Source organism: Jiangella rhizosphaerae, from assembly GCF_003579925.1.
Classification (GTDB): Bacteria; Actinomycetota; Actinomycetes; order Jiangellales; family Jiangellaceae; genus Jiangella; species Jiangella rhizosphaerae.
Genome location: NZ_QUAL01000039.1, coordinates 1 through 21365, shown reverse-complemented (window position 1 = coordinate 21365; position 21365 = coordinate 1). Strand labels below are relative to the sequence as shown.

At 72.7% G+C, this 21365-nt stretch carries 16 protein-coding genes and 1 pseudogene; 14 read left to right on the top strand and 3 right to left on the bottom strand.

Going from position 1 to position 21365, the window contains the following annotated elements; genetic code table 11:
- Positions 1-46: 46 nt before the first annotated feature.
- The 7 genes from DY240_RS04625 to DY240_RS04595 are packed head-to-tail and all read left to right on the top strand — an operon-like array spanning position 47 to position 10940.
- Positions 47-2032 carry an ABC transporter substrate-binding protein gene (locus DY240_RS04625; protein ID WP_119658787.1) on the top strand — a complete coding sequence of 662 codons (1986 nt, stop codon included), beginning with the start codon at positions 47-49 and terminating at the stop codon, positions 2030-2032.
- Between the two features lie 36 nt (positions 2033-2068).
- On the top strand, positions 2069-3061 hold the full coding sequence (locus DY240_RS04620) for an ABC transporter permease (protein ID WP_119658786.1): 993 nt from the start codon (positions 2069-2071) through the stop codon (positions 3059-3061).
- A gap of 13 nt (positions 3062-3074) precedes the next feature.
- Entirely contained in the window at positions 3075-4229 is a 1155-nt protein-coding gene (locus DY240_RS04615) for an ABC transporter permease (RefSeq protein WP_119658785.1), read from the top strand.
- Positions 4230-4245: 16 nt separating this feature from the next.
- Positions 4246-6393: an ABC transporter ATP-binding protein gene (locus tag DY240_RS04610; protein WP_119658802.1), complete on the top strand. Its 2148-nt coding sequence runs from the start codon at positions 4246-4248 to the stop codon at positions 6391-6393.
- Between the two features lie 9 nt (positions 6394-6402).
- Positions 6403-9183 (top strand): right-handed parallel beta-helix repeat-containing protein, encoded by a 2781-nt coding sequence (locus DY240_RS04605; protein ID WP_119658784.1) that lies wholly within the window; start codon positions 6403-6405, stop codon positions 9181-9183.
- Positions 9184-9195: 12 nt separating this feature from the next.
- On the top strand, positions 9196-10371 hold the full coding sequence (locus tag DY240_RS04600; RefSeq protein ID WP_199700815.1) for a hypothetical protein: 1176 nt from the start codon (positions 9196-9198) through the stop codon (positions 10369-10371).
- Positions 10368-10940, top strand: a complete 573-nt coding sequence (locus tag DY240_RS04595; protein WP_119658782.1) for an acyltransferase — start codon at positions 10368-10370, stop codon at positions 10938-10940. The genes DY240_RS04600 and DY240_RS04595 overlap by 4 nt, the downstream gene beginning before the upstream one ends.
- A gap of 234 nt (positions 10941-11174) precedes the next feature.
- Here the strand turns inward: DY240_RS04595 and DY240_RS04585 are convergent, their stop codons facing one another.
- Positions 11175-11483 (bottom strand): DUF3817 domain-containing protein, encoded by a 309-nt coding sequence (locus DY240_RS04585; protein ID WP_119658780.1) that lies wholly within the window; start codon positions 11481-11483, stop codon positions 11175-11177.
- Positions 11484-11524: 41 nt separating this feature from the next.
- Positions 11525-12298 carry a Rossmann-fold NAD(P)-binding domain-containing protein gene (locus DY240_RS04580; RefSeq protein ID WP_119658779.1) on the bottom strand — a complete coding sequence of 258 codons (774 nt, stop codon included), beginning with the start codon at positions 12296-12298 and terminating at the stop codon, positions 11525-11527.
- Positions 12299-12406: 108 nt separating this feature from the next.
- Here DY240_RS04580 and DY240_RS04575 point away from each other — a divergent pair, with 108 nt between their 5' ends.
- On the top strand, positions 12407-13399 hold the full coding sequence (locus DY240_RS04575) for an AraC family transcriptional regulator (RefSeq protein ID WP_119658778.1): 993 nt from the start codon (positions 12407-12409) through the stop codon (positions 13397-13399).
- Positions 13400-13434: 35 nt separating this feature from the next.
- Here the strand turns inward: DY240_RS04575 and DY240_RS04570 are convergent, their stop codons facing one another.
- Positions 13435-14757 carry a PQQ-dependent sugar dehydrogenase gene (locus DY240_RS04570; RefSeq protein ID WP_119658777.1) on the bottom strand — a complete coding sequence of 441 codons (1323 nt, stop codon included), beginning with the start codon at positions 14755-14757 and terminating at the stop codon, positions 13435-13437.
- A 124-nt stretch (positions 14758-14881) separates the two neighbouring features.
- Between DY240_RS04570 and DY240_RS04565 the strand changes: the two genes are divergently transcribed.
- The 6 genes and pseudogenes from DY240_RS04565 to DY240_RS33995 form a co-directional block, all read left to right on the top strand.
- Complete coding sequence (locus tag DY240_RS04565) at positions 14882-15886, top strand: Dyp-type peroxidase (protein WP_233552610.1); 1005 nt, start codon at positions 14882-14884, stop codon at positions 15884-15886.
- The gene (locus DY240_RS04560) at positions 15886-16686 is read left to right on the top strand and encodes a family 1 encapsulin nanocompartment shell protein (RefSeq protein WP_119658775.1); all 801 of its coding nucleotides are present in this window, start codon (positions 15886-15888) and stop codon (positions 16684-16686) included. Before DY240_RS04565 ends, DY240_RS04560 begins: the two co-directional genes overlap by 1 nt.
- A gap of 84 nt (positions 16687-16770) precedes the next feature.
- The gene (locus DY240_RS04555; protein WP_119658774.1) at positions 16771-18030 is read left to right on the top strand and encodes a 6-phospho-beta-glucosidase; all 1260 of its coding nucleotides are present in this window, start codon (positions 16771-16773) and stop codon (positions 18028-18030) included.
- On the top strand, positions 18027-18986 hold the full coding sequence (locus tag DY240_RS04550) for a BadF/BadG/BcrA/BcrD ATPase family protein (protein WP_158602739.1): 960 nt from the start codon (positions 18027-18029) through the stop codon (positions 18984-18986). The genes DY240_RS04555 and DY240_RS04550 overlap by 4 nt, the downstream gene beginning before the upstream one ends.
- Positions 18983-19741 carry a 6-phosphogluconolactonase gene (locus DY240_RS04545; RefSeq protein WP_119658772.1) on the top strand — a complete coding sequence of 253 codons (759 nt, stop codon included), beginning with the start codon at positions 18983-18985 and terminating at the stop codon, positions 19739-19741. Before DY240_RS04550 ends, DY240_RS04545 begins: the two co-directional genes overlap by 4 nt.
- A gap of 53 nt (positions 19742-19794) precedes the next feature.
- Positions 19795-20583, top strand: a pseudogene (locus DY240_RS33995) (DUF222 domain-containing protein); the annotation flags it as partial.
- Between the last annotated feature and the right edge of the window lie 782 nt (positions 20584-21365).

Below are 21365 nucleotides of genomic sequence, written 5' to 3'. Positions count from 1 at the left end.
CGGCACCGCTCGCTTCGCTTCTTCCGTCACCTCAGGAGGCTCAACGATGAACCGCCCCACCACTCCGCGCCGGCCACCGGTCCTCGGCCGCCGCATGTTCCTCGCCGGCGCCGGTGCCGTGGCCGGCTCGCTCGTCCTCGCCGCCTGCTCCGGTTCCGGCGGCTCGAGCAGCGGGTCGGGCGAGACCCCGGCCGGGTCGGCCAAGGGCAAGGAGGCGCCGCAGCTGGCCGAGCTCGTCGAGCAGGGTCAGCTGCCGCCGGTCGAGGAACGGCTGCCGGTCGAGCCGCTGGTCGTCGAGCCGAACGACCGCATCGGGCAGTACGGCGGCATCTGGCAGTCCGCGTTCAACGGCCCCGGCGACCAGGCGGGCATCGCGCTCGCGACGATGTACGAGGGCCTGGTCCGGTGGGTGCCGAACTGGACCGGCGCGCCGGGCGACGAGGAGATCATCGTCAACGTCGCGTCGTCCTACGAGGTCAACGCGGACGGGACGGAGTACACGTTCCACCTGCGCGAGGGTATGAAGTGGTCCGACGGCGAGCCGTTCACCGCCGACGACCTCGTCTTCGGCTACCAGGACATCATCCTGAACGCCGAGCTGCCGGCGAAGATGGCCATCGACAAGAACCCCTACATGAGCGGCGGCGAGCCCGCCACGCTGCGCGTCGACGACCCGCTCACGGTCACGTTCGTGTTCGCCGAGCCGAACGGGCTGTTCCTGCCGGCCCTGGCCGAGGCGGTCACGCTGATCGTCCCCAAGCACTACCTGCAGCAGTTCCACGCCGCGCACAACCCCGACGTCGACGCGCTGGTGGCCGCAGAGGGCCAGGACAGCTGGGTCAGCATGTTCGCGCTGAAGGTCGACGCCACGATGAACGCCGACATTCCGGTCATCTACCCGTGGAAGACCATGACGGCGGTCGGCCAAGGCACCCGGGTCGAGCTGGAGCGCAACCCGTACTACTGGAAGGTCGACCCCGACGGCAGCCAGCTGCCCTACCTCGACGGCGTGAGCTTCCAGGTCATCGAGGACAACGAGGTCATGCTCGCCGGCGCGCTGCAGGGCGACTTCGACATGCACTTCCGCAACTTCAACACGCCCACGAACAAGCCGCTGCTGGCCGACGCGCGCGAGGACGGTGACTTCGACTTCTTCGAGCTCACCCCGTCGCAGGCCAACCGGATGTCGATCATGCTCAACCTCACCCACCAGAACCCGGTGCTGCGGGAGGTCTTCGCCAACAAGGACTTCCGCATCGGGCTCTCGCACGCGATCGACCGGCAGCAGCTGATCGACACCGTCTTCCAGCGGCAGGGCACGCCGTCGCAGGTGGCGCCGCGCGAGGAGTCGCCGTTCTACGACGAGGCGATGGCGACGCAGTACACCGAGTACGACGTCGACCTCGCCAACCAGCACCTCGACGCCGCCGGCTTCAGCCAGCGCGACGGCTCCGGCCTGCGGCTGGGCCCGGACGGCCAGCCGATCCGGTTCCTCGTCTCGCACGCCAACGTCACCAACGAGGCCGACGTCCTCGACCTGATCGCCGGCTACTGGGCCGAGGTCGGCATCGACATGCGGCCGGAGGGGATCGAGCGGACGCTGCTCGACGAGCGCCGGATGGCCAACCAGCACGACGCGATGGTGTGGCCGGCCGGCGGCGGCACCGACGTGATCGTCAACCCGCACTGGTACCTGCCCGTCAGCAACCGGGCCGACTACGCGCAGCTGTGGGCGAAGTGGTTCACCACCGGCGGCGCGGAGGGCGAGGCGCCCCCGGCCGAGGTGCAGCAGCAGTACGAGCTCTATCGTCAGCTGCAGCAGACGCCGGCGGCGGACCAGCAGGAACAGCTCATGAAGGAGATTCTGCGGCTGGCCGCGGAGCAGTTCTTCCACATCGGGACGGTGGCCGCCGGCCCCGGCTACGGCATCGTGAAGAACTCCTTCCACAACGTGCCGGCCGCTGTGACGGACAGCTTCCGGGCGAAGTCGACCGGGCTGACCAACCCCGAGCAGTACTTCATCCAGGCCTGAGCGGGCCGGGATCCAGGGAGGAGGTGAGCGCTCGCCATGCTGGGGTTCGTCGCGCGGCGGCTCGGCCTCATGGTGCCGACGCTGTTCGCGATCTCGCTCGTGTCGTTCGCGATCATCCAGCTGCCACCGGGCGACTACGCCACCACCCTGGTGTCCCAGCTCGAGGACAGCGGCCAGACCGTCGACACCGCACAGCTGGAGGCGATCAGGGAGCGGTACGGGCTGGACCAGCCGATCGTCGTGCAGTACTGGACGTGGATCTCCAACATCGTGCTGCACGGCGACTTCGGCCAGTCCTTCCAATGGAACCAGCCGGTCGCCGACCTGCTGTCCAGCCGGCTGCCGCTGACCATCGTGCTGACGCTGTCGACCGTCCTGTTCACCTGGATCGTCGCGTTCCCGATCGGGCTGTACTCGGCGGTCCGGCAGTACTCGTGGGGCGACTATGTGGCGACGACCGTGGGCTTCCTCGGCCTGGCCATCCCGAACTTCCTGCTGGCGCTCGGCCTCATGTACATCGCGCTGACGGTGTTCGACGCCGACGTCGGCGGGCTGTTCTCGGCGGAGTACGAGGAGGCGCCCTGGAGCCTGGCCCGGTTCGCCGACCTGCTCGGGCACCTGTGGATCCCGGTCATCGTGCTGGGCACCGCGGGGACGGCCGGCCTGATCCGCATCCTGCGGGCGAACCTGCTCGACGAGCTGCACAAGCCGTACGTCGTCGCGGCCCGGTCCCGCGGGCTGAGCGAGACCCGGATCCTGTTCAAGTACCCGCTGCGGGTCGCCGTCAGCCCGTTCCTGTCGACCATCGGCTGGGTGCTGCCGCTACTGGTGTCAGGCGAGATCGTCGTGTCGCAGGTGCTGTCGCTGCCCACCACCGGACCGCTGCTGCTGCGGGCGCTGCGCAGCCAGGACATGTACCTGGCCGGGGCGATCATCCTGCTGGTCAGCGTCCTGACCGTCGTCGGCACCCTGCTGTCGGACATCCTGCTCGCGCGCATGGACCCGCGGGTCCGGCTCGGGATCCGGTAGAGGAGCGCAGACCATGACGACGACGTTGCTGCCCGAGGACCAGACCCCGGACCCGACCCCGGAGCAGGCACCGGCCCCGGCCGACCGCGACCGCGCGTCGCAGTGGCGGCTGGTGTGGTGGCGCTTCCGCGGCCACAAGCTGGCCATGGCCGGCCTGGTCGTGCTGGGCGGCTTCTACCTCGTGGCGCTGCTGGCCTCGTTCCTCGCGCCGCACTCGACCAGCTGGTTCGACGAGGACTACATCTACGCACCGCCGCAGCTGCCGAAGCTGGTCGACACGTCCGGCGACGACTGGAACTGGGGCCCCTACGTCAACGGCTACACGCTGGAGCAGGACCCGGACACGCTGGAGCTCACCCACACCGTCGACCCCGGTACCCGGATCGAGCTGGGCTTCTTCGTCCGCGGCGAGTCGTACTCCCTGTTCGGGCTGGTCGACACGAACATCCACCTGTTCGGCCCGAAGGACCCCGACCAGCCGGTGTACCTGCTCGGCGCGGACCACCGCGGCCGCGACCTGCTGTCGCTGATCATCCACGGCACCCGGGTCTCGATGACCATCGGCCTGGTCGGCGTGCTGCTGGCGTTCGTGCTGGGCGTCGTGCTGGGCGGCATCTCCGGGTACGTCGGCGGCAAGACCGACGGCCTGATCCAGCGGGTGGTCGAGTTCTTCATGTCGCTGCCCACCCTGCCGCTGTGGCTGGGCCTGGCCGCCGCGCTCCCCCGCGACTGGGGACCGCTGCAGCGCTACTTCGCCATCACCGTCATCCTCGCCATCATCGCCTGGACCGACCTCGCCCGGGTCGTCCGCGGCCGGTTCCTCTCGCTGCGGACCGAGCAGTTCGTCACGGCGGCCCGGCTCGACGGCTCCACCCGGCGGCGGGTGATCTTCCGGCACATGCTGCCCAGCTTCACCAGCCACCTGGTCGCGTCGCTCACGCTGTCGATCCCGGCGATGATCCTGGCCGAGACCTCGCTGTCCTTCCTCGGCCTGGGCCTGCAGTCGCCGGTCGTCAGCTGGGGCGTCCTGCTCGAGCAGGCACAGAACTTCCGGGCGATGGCCGACGCGCCGTGGCTGCTGCTGCCCGGTGTCGCCGTCGTGCTGGCGGTGCTGTCCTTCAACTTCGTCGGTGACGGCCTGCGCGACGCCGCCGACCCGTACCGGTGAGGCGCACGTGACCGACATGGAGTTCACCGGGTCGACGCTCACCGCCGCCGGCCCCGCGGTGCCGCCGCTGCTGGAGCTGTCCGGCCTGCGCACGGAGTTCGCCACCCGCGACGGCCTGGTGCGCGCCGTCGACGGCGTCGACCTGCGGATCCCGCCGGGCTCGACGGTGTGCCTCGTCGGCGAGTCCGGCTGCGGCAAGAGCGTGACCGCGCGGTCGATCCTCGGGCTGGTCGACCCGCCCGGCCACGTCAGCGGCGGGCACATCTGGTGGCAGCCGCCGGGCGGCGGCGAGCGCGTCGACCTCGCCGCCTACGGCCGCACCGACCCGCGGTTCCGGCGGATCCGCGGCCAGCAGATCTCGATGATCTTCCAGGAGCCGCTGGCCGCGCTCTCCCCCATGTACACCGTCGGCGACCAGCTCGGCGAGATGCTCCGGCTGCACCGCGGGCTGACCAAGGCCGAGGCCCGCGACGAGGCGATCGCGCTGCTCAAGCGCGTGCACATCCCGCGGCCGGAGCAGCGCGTCGACGAGTACTCCTTCCAGCTCTCCGGCGGCATGTGCCAGCGTGTCATGATCGCGATGGCGCTGTCCTGCTCGCCCGACCTGCTCATCGCCGACGAGCCGACGACGGCGCTCGACGTCACCATCCAGGCCCGCATCCTCGACCTCATCGCCGAGCTGCAGGCCGACACCGGCATGTCGGTGCTGTTCATCACGCACGACCTCGGAGTCGTCGCCGAGATCGCCGACGAGGTCGCCGTCATGTACCTCGGCCGAGTCGTCGAGCACGGCAGCACCGAGCAGATCTTCACCGACCCGCGGCACCCGTACACGCACCGGCTGCTGCGGTCGGTGCCGCGGCTGGGCTCGGGCCGGCAGCGGGTGCTGCCCACCGTCCGCGGGCAGGTGCCGCACGGCGCGCGCCGTCCGTCCGGCTGCGCGTTCCACCCCCGCTGCGACCACGCGATCGCCGGCGTCTGCGACACCGTCGACCCCGCGGCGCTGGACGGCGGCGACGGGCACGAGGTGGCGTGTGTGCTGTACGACGACGCGCTCCGCCCGGACGGCCGGACGCTCCCGCTGACGGTCGTAGAGCCGGAGCCGGTCGCCGAGCCCGTGGCGGCGGCCGTGACCGGCGACCGGCCGCCGCTGCTGGAGGTGCGCGACCTGCGCATGCACTTCCCCATCCGGCACGGCCTGTTCGGCCGCACCACCGGTCAGGTGCACGCCGTCGACGGCGTCTCGCTCGCCGTCCGGCCGGGCGAGACGCTGGGCCTGGTCGGCGAGTCCGGCTGCGGCAAGACCACGCTCGGCCGGTGCATCGTCCGGGCCGAGACGCCGACCAGCGGCCAGATCCAGTACCGGGCGGGCGACGGCGATCCCGTCGACGTGACCCGGCTGACCGGCGGGGCGCTGCGCCGCTACCAGCGCGACGTGCGCACCGTCTTCCAGGACCCGTTCTCCTCCCTCAACCCGCGCATGACGCTGCGCCAGATCATCGGCGACCCGCTCGTCACCCACGGCATCGCCCGCGGGTCCGAGCTCACCGACCGGGTCGCCGAGATGCTGCGCAAGGTCGGCCTGTCACCGGACTACCTGGACCGCTACCCGCACGCGTTCTCCGGCGGGCAACGGCAGCGGGTGAACATCGCCCGCGCGCTCATCCTGGGCCCCCGGCTGGTCGTCGCCGACGAGGCGGTCTCCGCCCTCGACGTGTCCGTCCGCGCGCAGATCCTCAACCTGCTGCGCGAGCTGCAGGACGAGTTCCAGCTCACCTACGTGTTCATCTCCCACGACCTGTCGGTGGTCGAGGCGCTGTGCGACCGGGTCGCCGTCATGTACCTGGGCAAGATCGTCGAGCTGGCCGACACCGCGACGCTCTTCACCGCGCCGAAGCACCCGTACACCGAGGCGCTGCTCTCCGCGGTGCCGGTTCCCGAGCCCGGCCGGCGGACGCGCCGGACCCGGCTCTCCGACGACCTCCCCGACCCCGTCAACCCGCCGGCCGGCTGCTGGTTCCACACGCGGTGCCCGCACGCCGTCGCCGGCCTGTGCGACCAGCCGGGCCGCCCGCCCGTGCTGGACACCGTCGCCGCCGGCCACGACGTGGCCTGCCTGCGGCACGCGGAGCTCGATCTGACCGGAGTCCGCACCGAGATGTGAGGAGTCAGCATGAGATCTCCCCGCCCGCTCGCCCGAGTACTCGCCGCTCTGACCCTGGCCGCGGCCACCCTCGCCGGCCCGGCCGCCGTCCTGCCCGCGCATGCGGACACCCAGGACTTCCCCATCGCCCCCGGCGCCACCGCCGGCACGATCCAGGATGTGCTCACGGCCGCCAAGACCTACACCGCCGCCGACCCGAACCGGACCGCCACCGTCACGTTCCCCGCTGAGACGTTCCGGCTCGACGCGCCGCTCAAGCTGTACGACGCGGACCGGATCACCATCCGCGGCGCCGGCCAGAACGCCGGCGGCACGGAGCTGCTCACCCTCGGCGACCGGCTGAACGCGTTCGACATCCGCGACAGCGAGGACATCACCCTGCAGGACCTGCGGCTGGACCGGCCGAACGAGTATCTGCCGTGGACCCAGCTCACCGTCGCCGACGCGTCCAACGCCGCGCTGGGATACATCGACGTGACCGTCGACGCCGGCTATCCCATCCCCACATCGACGATGTTCAACAGCTCCGGCGTGCTCGGATTCCCGCTGGACAACCAGGGCCAGCTCACGGTGCGGTTCTTCGAACCGGACGACGACGTGGCCCAGTGGCGCACGTCGCTCGGGAACGGCGTCTACCGGCTGTACTACGAGAGCATCGCCAGCTCGACGTTCTTCGAGGGCCAGCGCATCGCGCTGATCACCGCGGTCGCCGACGGCATCACCCTCAGTCTGCGCCGCAACAAGGACGTCGTCATCGAGCGGGTGACGAACCTGGCGTCGAACTTCATGGGGCTGTGGTCGTCGGGCATGGAGAACCTGACGCTGCGGAACTACGAGACCTATCCGGGGCCGGGCCGGCTGCTCAGCTCCACCCGCGACGCCGTGCACCTGACCACCTACAACAAGGGCAAGCTGATCGTCGACCACTCGGTGTTCAGGGGCAGCGGTGACGACGCGATCAACTTCACCATGGTCTCCCGCGGCGGCGTCGGCGTGATCCCCGGCGTCCAGAACAAGGTCAACGTGGTCAACACCGCCATCAAGATCGAGGGCCACGACTCCGTGTTCCGCAAGGGCGACCCGGTCGAGATCTACGACCTCGACACGCGGATGCTCCTCGGCACGACCACCGTCAAGGAAGTGTCGGCGACGTCGGACACGTGTCACCTCGAGGCTTCCCTCGCCTGCGGCACCGTCACCTTCACCAGCAACATCGCCGGCATGTCAGACGGCGACCTGATCCTCAACCCGAACGCCACGTTCGCCGAGGCGGAGATCACGTACAACGAGTTCGGCAACCTCCGCGGCCACGGCATCCGCCCGCACGGCCGCAACGTGCTGGTCAGGCGCAACGAGTTCATCGACACCCCCGCCGGGCTGCTGGTGCACACCGTGGCCACCAAGGGCGGCGAGGGCCCGATCAACGCCAACCTCATCGTCGACGACAACGACTTCATCCGGCAGGACTACCGGGGCGCCATCGTCATCGGCGGCGACGCCATCGCCGGCGCCAGCGACTCGTCGGCCACCGGGTTCACCATCACCAACAACCGGTTCACGGACATCACCGTCCCGGCGGTCCGCGCCGAGCACGGCCGCGACATCGCCATCACCGGCACGAACGTCGTCAGGCCGGCGGTGGGGAGCAGCATCCACCCGATCCAGCTCGGCACCCTCACGAACCAGCCGCACCGTGTCACCGTCCGTGATCTCACGGTGATCGACCCCACGATGGCGGCGGTGCGGGCCGGCGTCATCGTCAACGGCGGCACCACCGGCGTCACGATCAGCGACGTGACCGGCGACTTCCGCACCCCCGCCGTCATCAACAACTCCGGCCTGCCGATCGAGTACGAGGACGTCCTGGGGCCGCGTGCGCTCGGATCTCCCGGACTGACGCCCACCGGCTGGGGCTTCGCGGCCGGAACGCAGGGGTGGACGGCCGTCAACTGCGTCACGCTCGGCGCCACCGGCGGGCGGCTGCAGTACACGCCGAGCTGCGCGGACTCGTACATGCACAGTCCCGCCGGCCTGAACATCGCGGCGCCGACCGTGGCGGCCGTCAAGATCACCTTGCGTAACCCGGGCACCGCGACACAGGGCCGGCTCTACTTCACCACCGCCGCGGACCCGACCTGGAACACCACCCAGCGCATCCCCTTCACCGTCCCGGCGTCCATGACCTCGCCGCAGGAGATCGTCATACCCGTGACGGACACGGCCTCCTGGGCCGGCACCATCACCCGGCTTCGGTTGGACCTGCCCGACGAGACCGCCGCCGCGGGCACCATCGACGTCGACTCGATCACGCTCAGCCAGACCGAGGCGCCCACGGTCGGCCGGAGCTGGGACTTCGAGGCCGGCCTCGGCGGCGTCGTCGTCGACGACACGAGCGCGGCCGGCGTGCAGAACGGCGCCCTCGTCGTCACGAACGTCGACAGCACCGGGGCGAAGATCAGGACGCCGGACAACCTCGGTCTCGACGCCGGCGACTACCGCTATCTCCGGATCACCGTCGCCAACGGCGCGGCCGCCGGCCGGATGAACGTCTTCTTCACCACCGTCGACGACGGGACCTTCAACGAGGAGAAGAAGCTGACCTTCAACCTGGCGCCGGCCAGCGGGCCCGCGACCTACTACCTCGACCTGACGCACACCCGGCTGGAGCCACAGGACGTCATCAGGCGGCTGCGGCTGGATCTCCCGTGGGTCGAGGACCAGCCGGCCGAGTCGTCGATCGAGGAGTTCGCGCTGGTGTCCGACCTGTCCGTCGACGCCGTCAACAGCTGAGAGGATTCGCTGGTGGTGAGAACGCTGTCCGTGCCCGGCCGGTGGCTGGTGCACGCCTACTACACCGTCGTGCCGTACGCGCCGGACGGCAGCGGCCGCGTTCTCACCGCCGGCGGCGACCCGTCGCGGGGCACGGGCGAGGTGCTCGTCCTGTCCGCGGACGGCGACGTGCTCGACCGGTTCGGCGACGGGCCGGTCGAGGCGTCGTTCTGGCACACCGGCCGGTGGCAGACGTGGTCGCCGGACGCGCGCTTCGTCTACTACACGCGCGGCACGCTGCAACGGCCGCAGGTGGTGCGGCGCGAGCTGGCCACCGGCGCCGAGGCCGTCCTCGACGGCGACCTCGAGGGCGCGCCGCCCGGGGACGCCCCGCTGCTGTCGGCGCTGCTCGGCATGCTGCACGCGGCCGGGGCGGGCGACGGCGTCTACCGCGCCGACGCGTCGCCCGTCCCGTTCCGGAAGCGCGACCAGCACGGGCTGTTCGCGCACGACTTCGACGCCGGGCGCAGCGACCTCGTGCTGACCGTCCAGCAGGTTCTGGACGAGCACCCGGAGCGCGAGCGCCTGCTGGCCGCCGACCGCGACCAGGACGGCGGGCTGTCGCTGATGACGTACTGCGTGCGGTGGAGTCCGGACTGCTCGCGGCTGCTGTTCTACTTCGGCAACCATCTCGCGACGTACAGCCGCGGCGAGCCGAAGGTCGGCTACGTCATGACGGCGCGGGCCGACCTGAGCGATGTCCGGCCGGCCGTCGACCTCAGCTTCGGCGTGCCCGGCGTGCACTGGTCGTGGCAGCCGGACGGCGACCGGTTGATCGGGTACGGGCCCGATCCGGACCGGCCGGACCGCATGTGCCTTGCCGAGGTCCGTCACGACGGTACGGAGTACCGGAAGCTCAGCGACCACGACAGCGGCGGGCACCCGTCGGCGAGCCCGGCCGACCCCGACCTGCTGGTCACCGACGAGGCCACGCCGACCGGCGGCGCCGTCGTGTTCCTGTCCCGATCGACCGGAGCGGAGGTCGCACGGACGGAGCTGCCGAAGTTCCGCGGCGCGACGCACCCCGGCGGGCGCACGCCGCTGAGCACCGACCACCACCCGGTCTTCCACCCGTCCGGCGACCGCGTGCTGGCCAACGCGCTGCCCGGCGCCGACGCGGTGCTCGTCGAGGTGGCGACGCCACGATGAGCGTGTGGTCGTGGCTGGACCGGGGCGCGAGCCAGCCCTCGCGCACCACGCCGGCGAGCCGGCTGGTCGCCCGCGCCGGGCTCGCCAGGGCGCGCCGCCACGACGGCGTCACCGCGCCGGCGTCGTGCCTGCTGCACCCGGAGGCGCGGATCCATCCCCGCGACGGCCGGATCGTCCTCGGCGAGCGCTGCCTCATCGCGCCCGGCGCCGTCGTCCAGGGCGACGTCACCTTCGGCGACGACTGCTCGGCGCAGGCGTACGCCGTCATCGTCGGCTACCCGGGCGGACGGGTCACGCTCGGGAGCGGCGTCCGGGTGGCGCCGCACGCGATGCTGATCGGCGCCAACCACGTCTTCGCCGGCCGCGACCGGCCCATCCACGCGCAGGGCCTCGAGGCGGCGCCGATCACCGTCGGGGACGACGTCTGGATCGCCGGGCGGGTCACCATCGTCGCCGGCGTGACCGTCGGCTCCGGCAGCGTGCTCGCCGCGGGTGCCGTCGTCACCCGCGACGTCCCGCCGTTCAGCGTCGTGGCCGGCGTGCCGGCCAGAGTCATCAAGACCCGCTGACGGCCGGGGTCACGGCAGCCGGGGGTCGGCGAGGACCACCGCGCGGGTGTCGAGGGTGCTCGGCGTGGCCGACAGCCCGATGTAGACGACCCGGCCGCCGGGCTCGACCAGCGACGACCTCGCCCGGCGCCGCGACCGGCGGCGGCACCTCCTGCACCGATCCCTCCCCGGGACCGGTCAGCACGAACGCGCGCATGACAGCCGTGCTCACGACATCAGCGGCGGCCGGGCCACCTACTGCGGCACCGGCGCGGGCTCGCGCTCGCGGGTGACGCGACGCTCGAACCAGACGGTCATGAACGGCGGGATCGCCGAGGCGAGGCCGAGCATCGTCGTCGTGAAGCTCCAGCGCTCGGCTCGCCAGGCGGCGAGCACCGTGACGAGGTAGACGAGGAAGATGCCGCCGTGGATCGGGCCGAAGATCTGCACCCCGATCTCGTTCTCGACGACGACGTACTTGAAGAACATCCCCGCCAGCAGGCCGGCCCAGGAGATGCCCTCGGCCACCGCGGCGACCCGGAACCACCGAAACGCAGAACTCACACCGATTCCCTCACACGAGACGCCCCCGCCACTCTACGGTCCTACGACGTGGCGACGACCTCGGCCACCAGCTCCCGCAGCGTCTCCTCGACCGGGGTCGCACAGGGCTGGCGCCGGTCGCCACGCTGCCGCAGCAGGCCGCGCTCCTCGGCGTCGTAGAGCTCGATCAGCTCGGCGGCCAGCGCGGGCGGCACCCCCGCGTCGCGCAGGACGTCCGGCCAGGCCGGCCGCGGGAGAGTCACCACCTCCAGCGGCCGGTCCAGCACCCTGCCCAGCGCCGCAGCGACCTGCCGCTCGGTGTAGCGGGGCGCGTCCAGGCCGACGACCACGGAGGCCAGCGGCGGGTGCCTGAGCGCGGCGGCGACGGCGGCGCCGACGTCGCGGGTGGCGACCATCTCGATCGGGACGTCGGCGGACGACGCGAAGACCGGATAGACGCCCTGCTCGACGACGGCGCCGAGCACCGCCTCGGCCTTCTCCTGGAAGTGCGGCGACCGGATCGCCGTCACCACCACCCCGGTGGCGCGCAGGCCGTTCTCGAGGTGGTGGAGCCAGCGGACCGGCCCGGTGCCCTCCGCGAGGTCGGCGCCGACCGACGACAGCATGACGACGTGCAGGACACCGCTGCCGGCGACCGCCGCCGCGATCGAGTCCGCGAGCCGCCGGTGGTCGTCGTCGGTGCCGGTCGGGACGGTCGGCAGCATGACGAAGGCGCCGCGGTCGCGGACCACGGCCCGGACCTGCTCCCCCGCCGCGAGCAGTTCGCGCGCGGCCGATCCGCCGACGTGGCCGGTGATCCCGGTGATGGCGTACATCGGTTTCTCCTCTCTGTCGGAATCCGATGCCTCCAGTAGAGTGGCGTGAGGAGAGACGATCCATATCTGACGTCGGCGATTGCATGTCTCATCGTCTAGGCTGCCGTCATGGATGCCCTCGCCGACGTGCTCGACGGTGTCCGCGCCCGCTCGGCGGAGTTCTGCCGGGCGGTGCTGGAACCGCCGTGGGCGCTACGCATCGCCGACGGTGCCGCGCTCGCGCTGGCCACGGTGCTGCGCGGGCACGCCTGGATCGTCCCCGACGACGCCGAGCCGGTGCTGATCCGGCCTGGAGAGGTCGCCGTCATCCGCGGCCCGCGCCCGTACACCGTCGGCGACGACCCGCACACCGCGCCGTCGATCGAGGTTCTCGCCGGCGGCCGGCTGCGCACCGTGGACGGCGCCGACCTCTCCGCCGACGCGCTGGGCCGGCGGCCCGGTGAGCCCGATCCCGAGGGCGCCGCCGTCGTCGCCAGCGGCACCTACCAGGTCGGCGGCGACATCGGGGCGCGCCTGCTCACCGCGCTACCCGCCGTCGTGCACGTCCCCCGCGACCCGGCCGTCGCACCCGTCCTCGGCCTGCTGGCCGCGGAGCTCGAGCGCGACGAGCCCGGACAGCAGGTCGTGCTCGACCGCCTGCTCGACCTCGCGCTGATCGCGACCCTGCGCGCCTGGTTCGCCCGCCCGGAGGCCGCGGCGCCGGGCTGGTATCGCGCCCTCGGCGACCCCGTCGTCGGCCCGGCGCTGCGACTGGTCCACGGCGACCCCGCGCATCCCTGGTCGATCGCCGAGCTCGCCGCCCGGACGGGCGCCTCGCGGGCGGCGTTCGCCCGGCGCTTCGCCGGCCTGGTCGGCGTCCCGCCGATGACCTACGTCACCGGCTGGCGGCTCACGCTGGCCGCGGATCTGTTGCGCCAGACCGACGCCACGGTCGACACCATCGCGCGGCGGGTCGGCTATGCCAACGCGTTCGCGCTCAGCGTCGCCTTCAAACGCGTGCGGGGCGTCACGCCGCGCCACCACCGCGCCGCACCGGCGTCGGCCGGACACCTGACGCTCGGCGGCGGCGCCGGGCCCGGCTGGACGCACGGCGACGGGTGAGGGACCGGTGACGCGGCCCCTCACCCGTCACGGCGTCAGGGCGCCGTCGCCTCGGCGAAGGTGAGGCGGTGGATCTGGCCGGTGCCGCCGGCCACGGCGTCGGTGACGAAGTAGACCTCGCCGTCGTCGTCCACGCCGAACGACGTGATCCGCGGCGGCAGCATGCCGACGGCGTCGTTCGCGGCGTGCCGGCCGCGGCGCTGCTCCTGGATGGCGAAAGCCTGGCCGGTGCAGTAGTCGGCCGCGACGTACGTGCCGTCGGCGATGTCCTCGAACTCCTCGCCGCGGTACACCACACCGCCCATCACCGCGCACCGGTCGTTGCCCGACAGGCCGTAGGAGAAGACGGGGTCGGTGTACTCGGCGCGCGGGTTGCAGCGGATGTCGATGAACGGGTCGGGCGCCTCGCCGGCGGACTCGGGGACGCGGTGGATGTCCGCGCCCTCACGGCAGGACCACCCGAAGTTCCAGCCGTCGCGCGGCTGGTCGTCGTCGTCGATCGAGACGTGGTTGATCTCCTCCCAGCGGTTCTGGCCGACGTCGCCGATCCAGATCGACTCGTCACCCGCGTCGATGGAGAACCGCCACGGGTTGCGCAGGCCCCACGCCCAGATCTCCGGCCGGGCGATCGAGCTGCGCGCGAACGGGTTGTCCTTCGGGATGCAGTAGAGCCGGCCGTCGCACTCGCGCATGACGTCGATGCGGACGATCTTGCCCAGCAGCGTGCTGAGGTTCTGGGCGCCGTACAGCGGGTCGTCGGCGCTGCCGCCGTCGCCGGTGCTCCAGTACAGGTAGCCGTCGGGGCCGAACGTCAGGTCGCCGCCGTTGTGGTTGGAGTTGAGGTTGTGCTGCTGCCGGAGCACCCGCTCCTCGGTGCTCGGGTCGACGACGGCCTGGTCGGCGCTGTCGAGGACGAACCGCGAGACGGTCAGCGCGCCGTTCTCGACGCCGGTGCCGAGTGCCGTGTACGAGACGAACAGCGTGTGGGTCCGCTCGAAGTCCGGCGACGGCGCCACACCGAGCAGGCCGCGCTCGTTGCCGGCGGTGCTGACCCTGCTGGTGAGGTCGAGCAGCGGCTGCGGGTCGAGGACGCCGGTCTCGGGGTGGAAGACCAGGATCCGGCCGGCCTTGTCGACGACGAACAGCCGGCCGCTGCCGTCGTCGGGCGTGCCGATGGCCGAGAGCCGGAGCCCGGTCGTCGCGACGACCTCGCTGCCGACCTGGAGCTCTGAGACGGGAAGGGGGCGGTTCCGCTCGGCCTGCGCCGCCGCCGTCGTCGCCAGGGTGGCGACGAGGAGGAGCGGCAGCACGAGGGCGATCCGGAGCTTCCGGACGAGCGGGACGGGTGTAGCGGACATGACATCTCCCTCAGTGGACGATGAGTGTTCGCGCGCGGTGATACGTGACACAGCGCCGAATGGATTGCGCCGCGTGCGTCCGGGCTTCCTGCGGGCGGCGGGCCGGCCGGGCGATAATGCGACGGTGACCGACGCCGTGACGCCGCAGCCCGTGCTCGAGCCGCTGACCGAGGCCGCGATCTTCCTCGTCGTCACGGTCGACGACGGCGGCGAAGAGGTCGCCCGCGACCTGCTGGCCGACCTGTCCGGACTCACCCGCGCGGTCGGCTTCCGCGCGCTCGAGGACGGCCTGGTCTGCGTCGCCGGCATCGGCGCCGACCTGTGGCGGCGGCTGGACCTCGGCGACCCGCCGTCCGGGCTGCACCCGTTCCGGGAGGTCGCCGGCCGCAGGCACACCGCCGTCGGCACCCCGGGCGATCTGATGTTCCACCTCCGGGCGCGGCGCATGGACCTGTGCTTCGAGCTGGCGGCGCTGATCGCCGGGCGGCTGGCCGGCGCGGTCACCGTCGTCGACGAGGTGCAGGGGTTCCGCTACTTCGATCAGCGCGACCTGCTGGGCTTCGTCGACGGGACCGAGAACCCGACCGGCGCCGGCGCGGCCGCGGCCGTCCTCTCCGACGAGCCGGGGTTCGAGGGCGGCAGCTACGTCATCGTGCAGAAGTACCTGCACGACATGGACGCCTGGAACGCGCTGTCCGTCGAGGAGCAGGAGCGGGTCATCGGCCGCCGCAAGCTGTCCGACGTCGAACTGTCCGACGCCGAGCAGCCCAGCAACTCGCACGTCGCGCTGACCACGATCACCGACGACGACGGCGAGGAGCTGGAGATCCTGCGCGACAACATGCCCTTCGGGCGGCCGGGCGCCGGCGAGTTCGGCACCTACTTCATCGGCTACGCCGCCCACCCCGACGTCATCGAGCAGATGCTGGTCAACATGTTCGTCGGCCGGCCGCCCGGCAACTACGACCGCATCCTCGACTTCTCCGTCGCCGTCACCGGCGGGCTGTTCTACGTGCCCACCGTGGAGTTCCTCGACGGCATCGCCGATCCGCCCACCCAGACGCCCGCCCAGACGCCCGCGACCGACGGCAGCCTGAACGTCGGCAGTCTCAAGAGGAGCCACGCGTGATGAACAACCTCCACCGGGAACTCGCGCCCATCTCGGCCGCCGCCTGGGCCGACATCGAGGCCGAGGCGCGCCGCACGTTCGTCCAGTACGTCGCCGCCCGCCGCGTCGTCGACGTCGTCGGCCCCGGCGACGACGTCCTGCACGGGGTCGGCACCGGGCACCTGCGCACGCTCGACGGGCCCGGCGACGGCGTACTGGCGCGCAGCCGCGAGGTGCGGCCGGTGGTCGAGCTGCGCGTCCCGTTCACCGTCGACCGCCAGGCCGTCGACGACGTCGAGCGCGGCGCGAAGGACGCGGACTGGCAGCCGGTGAAGGACGCCGCGAAGAAGATCGCCTACGCCGAGGACCGCGCCATCGTCGCCGGCTTCGCGGCGGCCGGCATCGAGGGCATCGTCGCCGGCACCACCAACGCGCCCGTCGCACTGCCGTCCGACGTCCGCGAGGTGCCCGACGCGGTCGCCCAGGCGCTCACCACGCTGCGGCTCGCCGGTGTCGGCGGGCCGTACAGCCTGCTGCTCTCCGCCGACGTGTACACCGCGGTCGAGGAGACCACCGACCACGGCTACCCGATCCGCGAGCACGTCGCCCGCGTCCTCCACGATGGCGAGATCGTCTTCGCGCCCGCCATCGACGGCGGCCTGCTGCTCTCGGCGCGCGGCGGCGACTACGAGCTGCACCTCGCCCAGGACCTCTCCATCGGCTATCTCTCCCACGACGCCGACACCATCGAGCTGTATTTCGAGGAGGCGTTCACCTTCCTCGTCCAGACCGGCGAATCCGGCGTCGCCCTGCGCGGGTAGGCGGCGTTCCCTACCCCGTCTTCCGGCCCGCCCGCGCGGTGTGGGATCGTTGCCACACGGCAGCGAGCAGACCGAGGGGACGGCATGAAACTCACCATCGTCGGCGGCGGATCGACCTACACCCCGGAGATCGTGGACGGACTCGTGCGGCTGCGCGACGTCCTCGACGTCGGCGAGCTGGCGCTGCACGACGTCGCGCCGGACCGCCTGGACGCCCTCGCCGCGATGAGCCGCCGCATGCTGCGCGCCGGCGGCCACCCGGCCGAGGTGACCACGTCCACCGACCTCGCGGCCGCCGCCGACGGCGCCGGGATCGTGCTGGTGCAGCTGCGGGTCGGCGGGCAGCAGGCGCGGCTGAGCGACGAGACGATCCCGCTGCGCTGCGACTGCCTCGGGCAGGAGACCACCGGCGCCGGCGGCCTGGCGAAGGCGCTGCGCACCGTCCCCGTGATGCTCGACGTCGTCGAGGCGGTCCGCAAGGCCAACCCGGACGCCTGGATCATCGACTTCACCAACCCGGTCGGCATCGTCACGCGGGCGCTGCTGCAGGCCGGGCACGACCGCGTCGCCGGGCTGTGCAGCGCCGCCGCGGTGTTCCAGCGCCACTTCGCCAGGATCCTCGACGTCGACCCCGCGCGGGTCGCGCTGGACCACGTCGGCCTCAACCACCTCACCTGGGAGCGCCGGGTGTGGCTCGACGGCGAGGACGTGCTGCCGCGGCTGCTGGCCGAGCACGCCGACCGGGTCGCGCCGGCCACCGGCCTCCCGGCCGAGCTGGTGCGGCGGCTCGGCACGGTGCCGTCGTACTACCTGCACTACTACTACGCGCACGACGAGGTCGTCGCCCGGCAGCAGGAGCACGGCGTCCGCGCGCAGGAGGTCATGGCGATCGAGGCGGAGCTGCTGCGCCAGTACGCCGACGACACCGTCGCGGCCAAGCCGGAGCTGCTCACCCGGCGCGGCGGCGCCCACTACTCCGACGCGGCCCTGGACCTGATGATCTCGCTGCTCTCCGGCGACGGGCGGCCGCACGTGCTGAACGTCCGCAACGGGTCGACGCTGCCGTTCCTGCCGGCCGACGCGGTCGTCGAGGTCCCCGCGTCGGTGACGGCGGACGCCGTCGCTCCCCTGCCCGTCGACCCGGTCGAGCCGCTGATCGCCGGCCTGATCGCACACGTCACGGCGTACGAGAACCTGGCGCTGGAGGCCGCCGTCCACGGCGGACGCGACCGCGTGTTCAAGGCGCTGCTCGCCCACCCGTTGATCGGGCAGTACGCCGTCGCCGACGAGCTCACCGACCTGCTGCTCGCCGCGAACCGCGACCACCTGCCGTGGCTGCGGTGACGCTCGTCCTGGGCGTCGACGGCGGGAACTCGAAGACCGACGCCGCGGTCGTGACGAGCGACGGCGAGCTGCTCGCCTGGGTCCGCGGGCCCGGCAGCGCCACCAGTCCGGACCGGGCAGCCGCGACCGTCGCCGAGCTGCTCGAGCGGACCGGCCTCGACGTGGGCGCCGCGGTGGGCGGCTGCTACCTCGCCGGCGTCGACCTGCCCTTCCAGGCCGACGCCGTACGCACGGCGCTCGCGGACCGCGGTGTCGTGGCCGAGGTCGCGAACGACGCGTGGGCGCTGCTGCGCGCGGGCGCGCCGCCGTCGGCGCCGTCGGTGGCCGTCGTCTGCGGCGCCGGCCTCAAGTGCGTCGCCCGGGCCGGCGAGGCGCGGGTGGAGTTCCCCGGGCTGGGCTGGCAGACCGGCGACCTCAGCGGCGCCGGCGACCACCTCGCCCGCGAGGCCATACGGGCGGCGGCCCGCGCGGAGGACGGACGGGGTCCGGCGACGGCCCTGCGCGACGTCGTCCGCTCGCTGCTCGGCGTGCCGTCGATCGGGGTCCTGGCCGAGCGGATGCTGCGGCGCGAGCTGACCGGCCGCGATCTGGACGGCCTCGCGCCGGCCGTGCTCGACGCGTGGCGTGCCGGCGACGACGTCGCGGGCGCGCTCGTCCGCGGCCTGGCCGAGGAGATCGCGGCCTCGGCCCGGGCGGCGCGCCGTGCGGCCGCTGACGCCGTCGGTTCGGCGGCCGCGTGGACGCTCGTGCTCGGCGGCGGCCTGTTCGCCGATCCCGCCGGGCGGCTGCTGTCGGCGCTGCCCCAGCGGCTGTGGGACGAGTTCGAGCCGAGCGTCGTCACCGGGCCGCCGGTCGCCGGTGCCGTGCTGCTGGGACTGGACCGGCTGGGTGTCGCCGGCCGCGACGCCGCGATCCTGCGGACCTTCCACGACGCCACACCGGAGGTGGTGCGATGACGACGACCAGGGTGTTCGCCGACGCCGACGAGCTGGGCCGCGCCCTCGCGGCGGAGATCCTCGCCGACCTGGACGGCGCCGGCGGCCGGTACCTGCTCGGCTGTCCCGGCGGACGCAGTCTCATGCCGACGTACCGTGCGGTGGCCGACGCGCTGGAGGCGGCGCCGCGCGACCTGTCCCGCCTGGTCATCGTCATGATGGACGACTACCTGGCCGGCCCCGGCCGCCGCGTCGGCACCGACCTGGAGCACAGCTGCGAGCGGTTCGGGTGGGAGCACATCGCCCGTCCCTGGACGGAGGCGGTCGCGCCGCTGCCCGGCGTCACGGAGGTCTGGATGCCCGACCCGGCCGACCCCGCCGCCTACGACGACCGGATCGCGGCCGCCGGCGGGATCGACCTGTTCCTGCTGGCCTCCGGCGCCTCCGACGGCCACGTCGCGTTCAACCCGCCCGGCTCCGGTCTCGCCGACCGTACCCGCGTGATCGACCTCGCCGAGACCACCCGGCGCGACAACCTCGCCACCTTCCCCCACCTGGGCACGCTCGACGCCGTCCCCCGGCAGGGCGTCAGCGTCGGCCCGGCGACGATCGTCCGGCTGTCCCGGCGGGTCCGCCTGGTCGCGACCGGCGCGGCGAAGGCGGCCAGCGTCCGGCGGATCCGCGCCGCCTCCGGCTGGGACCCCGACTGGCCGGCGACGCTCGTGCACGAGTGCCGCGATGCCGAGCTGTGGGTCGATGAGGCGGCGCTGAGCTGACCCTCTGACCTGCTGTCCCGACGTTGTCGGTGGGTCGGTCTAAGATCATTTGCATGTTCGAAGAAGCGCTGCTGACTGCTCCGCCGCCGGAGGTTGCTCCGCCCGTGGAGTGGATGGCGGCGTCGCCGTGTGATGACCCGAGCGTCGCCGACATCGACCCGGCCCTGTTGGAACAGTTGTGCACCGGCGGCGAGGCCGCTGTCGCGGTCTTCGACATCGATCAGGTGCCGGCCGGGCCGGAGCTGGCCGCCCGGCTGGCGGCGTTCGACCCGGCGGCCGCTACGGCTGACGAGCTGGTGGAGGCGGTGGCGGCGTCCGCGCGGCTGGCCGCGTGGGTCGCCGGGTTCGAGGCGGGCGCGGCCGCGCAGTTGGCCTCCCGGGCGGAGATGCGCCCCGATGAGACGGGGTACCGGTCGGTGAACCCGGTGACGAACACCGCGATGACGCTCGCCGGACGCTGCCAGGTGACGACCAAGCAGGCGGAGAACCAGGTCGGCCACGCCCTGCAACTGGTGGAGGACTTCCCCGACACCCACGCCGCGTTGTCGGCCGGGACGATCGATCTGCGCCGCGCCCGGGTGATCACCGACGAGCTCGGCGGCCAAGACCCCGACGTCCGCCGGCGGGTGGAGGCGGCCGTGCTGCCCAAGGCGCCGTTCCTGGACTCGGTCGCGCTACGCAAGCTGATCAATCAGCTGCTGCATGAGCTGGCCCCGGTGGAGGCGGCGGACCGGTACGAGGCCGCTCGTGAGCGCCGCTATGTCGCCATCACCCCCGCGTCGGATGGGATGGCGCATCTGGAGGCGCGGCTGCCCGCCGCCGACGCCGCCGCCCTGGACACCNATGGGATGGCGCATCTGGAGGCGCGGCTGCCCGCCGCCGACGCCGCCGCCCTGGACACCGCGCTGAACGCGGCCGCCGCGGACGCCAAACGTGCCGACGCCGCCGCCGGGGTGCCGGCGCGGACGAAGGATCAGCGCCGCGCCGACGCCCTGGCCGACCTGGGCTGGGCGGCCCTCACCGCCTGCGCCGACGGCGCCACCACCCCGCTGGCCCACGCGGCCGGAGTGGCTGGTTCTGCAAGCGATTCTGCCTACCAGACCACCGGCGGCGCGGCCGGCCGCGCGACAGCTTCTGCCGGCGACTTCGCCTACCGGGCGTCCGCCGGGGCGGCTGGCCCTGCCGGTGGCTCGGTCGATCGCCCGGGCGGTCGCGGCGCCGGCGTCACCGATCCGCTGGGCCACCCGGCCGGAGTGGCCGGTTCTGCCGGCAACTCCGCCCACCGGGCGTCCGCCGGAACGGCCGGCTCCGCCGACAACCCGGCCGCGGACGCTAGGTCTGGCGGCGCAGCATCCGCTGCCGGCCAGCCACCACCGGCACCATCCAGCACCAGCACCCCGCCGCCGCGGCGGCGACCGATCGCCGTGCACATCACCGTGCCGTTCGCCACCGCGATCGGGCTCAGCGACCAGCCCGGCGAGCTCGAGGGGTACGGGCCCATCCCCGCCCACGCCGCCAAGGTCCTCGCCGCCGAGGGCGTGTGGACCTGGCTGCGCACCGACGGCACCGGACACCTGCTCGACCTCGGCCGCACCCGCTACCGCCCCACCAAAGCCCTCGCCGA

Bases quoted from the DNA above. Each gene is read 5' to 3' on its own strand.
- DY240_RS04625 (WP_119658787.1), top strand. From the start codon at position 47: ATGAACCGCCCCACCACTCCGCGCCGGCCACCGGTCCTCGGCCGCCGC.
- DY240_RS04620 (WP_119658786.1), top strand. From the start codon at position 2,069: ATGCTGGGGTTCGTCGCGCGGCGGCTCGGCCTCATGGTGCCGACGCTG.
- DY240_RS04615 (WP_119658785.1), top strand. From the start codon at position 3,075: ATGACGACGACGTTGCTGCCCGAGGACCAGACCCCGGACCCGACCCCG.
- DY240_RS04610 (WP_119658802.1), top strand. From the start codon at position 4,246: ATGGAGTTCACCGGGTCGACGCTCACCGCCGCCGGCCCCGCGGTGCCG.
- DY240_RS04605 (WP_119658784.1), top strand. From the start codon at position 6,403: ATGAGATCTCCCCGCCCGCTCGCCCGAGTACTCGCCGCTCTGACCCTG.
- DY240_RS04595 (WP_119658782.1), top strand. From the start codon at position 10,368: ATGAGCGTGTGGTCGTGGCTGGACCGGGGCGCGAGCCAGCCCTCGCGC.
- DY240_RS04580 (WP_119658779.1), bottom strand. From the start codon at position 12,298: ATGTACGCCATCACCGGGATCACCGGCCACGTCGGCGGATCGGCCGCG.
- DY240_RS04575 (WP_119658778.1), top strand. From the start codon at position 12,407: ATGGATGCCCTCGCCGACGTGCTCGACGGTGTCCGCGCCCGCTCGGCG.
- DY240_RS04570 (WP_119658777.1), bottom strand. From the start codon at position 14,757: ATGTCCGCTACACCCGTCCCGCTCGTCCGGAAGCTCCGGATCGCCCTC.
- DY240_RS04560 (WP_119658775.1), top strand. From the start codon at position 15,886: ATGAACAACCTCCACCGGGAACTCGCGCCCATCTCGGCCGCCGCCTGG.
- DY240_RS04555 (WP_119658774.1), top strand. From the start codon at position 16,771: ATGAAACTCACCATCGTCGGCGGCGGATCGACCTACACCCCGGAGATC.
- DY240_RS04545 (WP_119658772.1), top strand. From the start codon at position 18,983: ATGACGACGACCAGGGTGTTCGCCGACGCCGACGAGCTGGGCCGCGCC.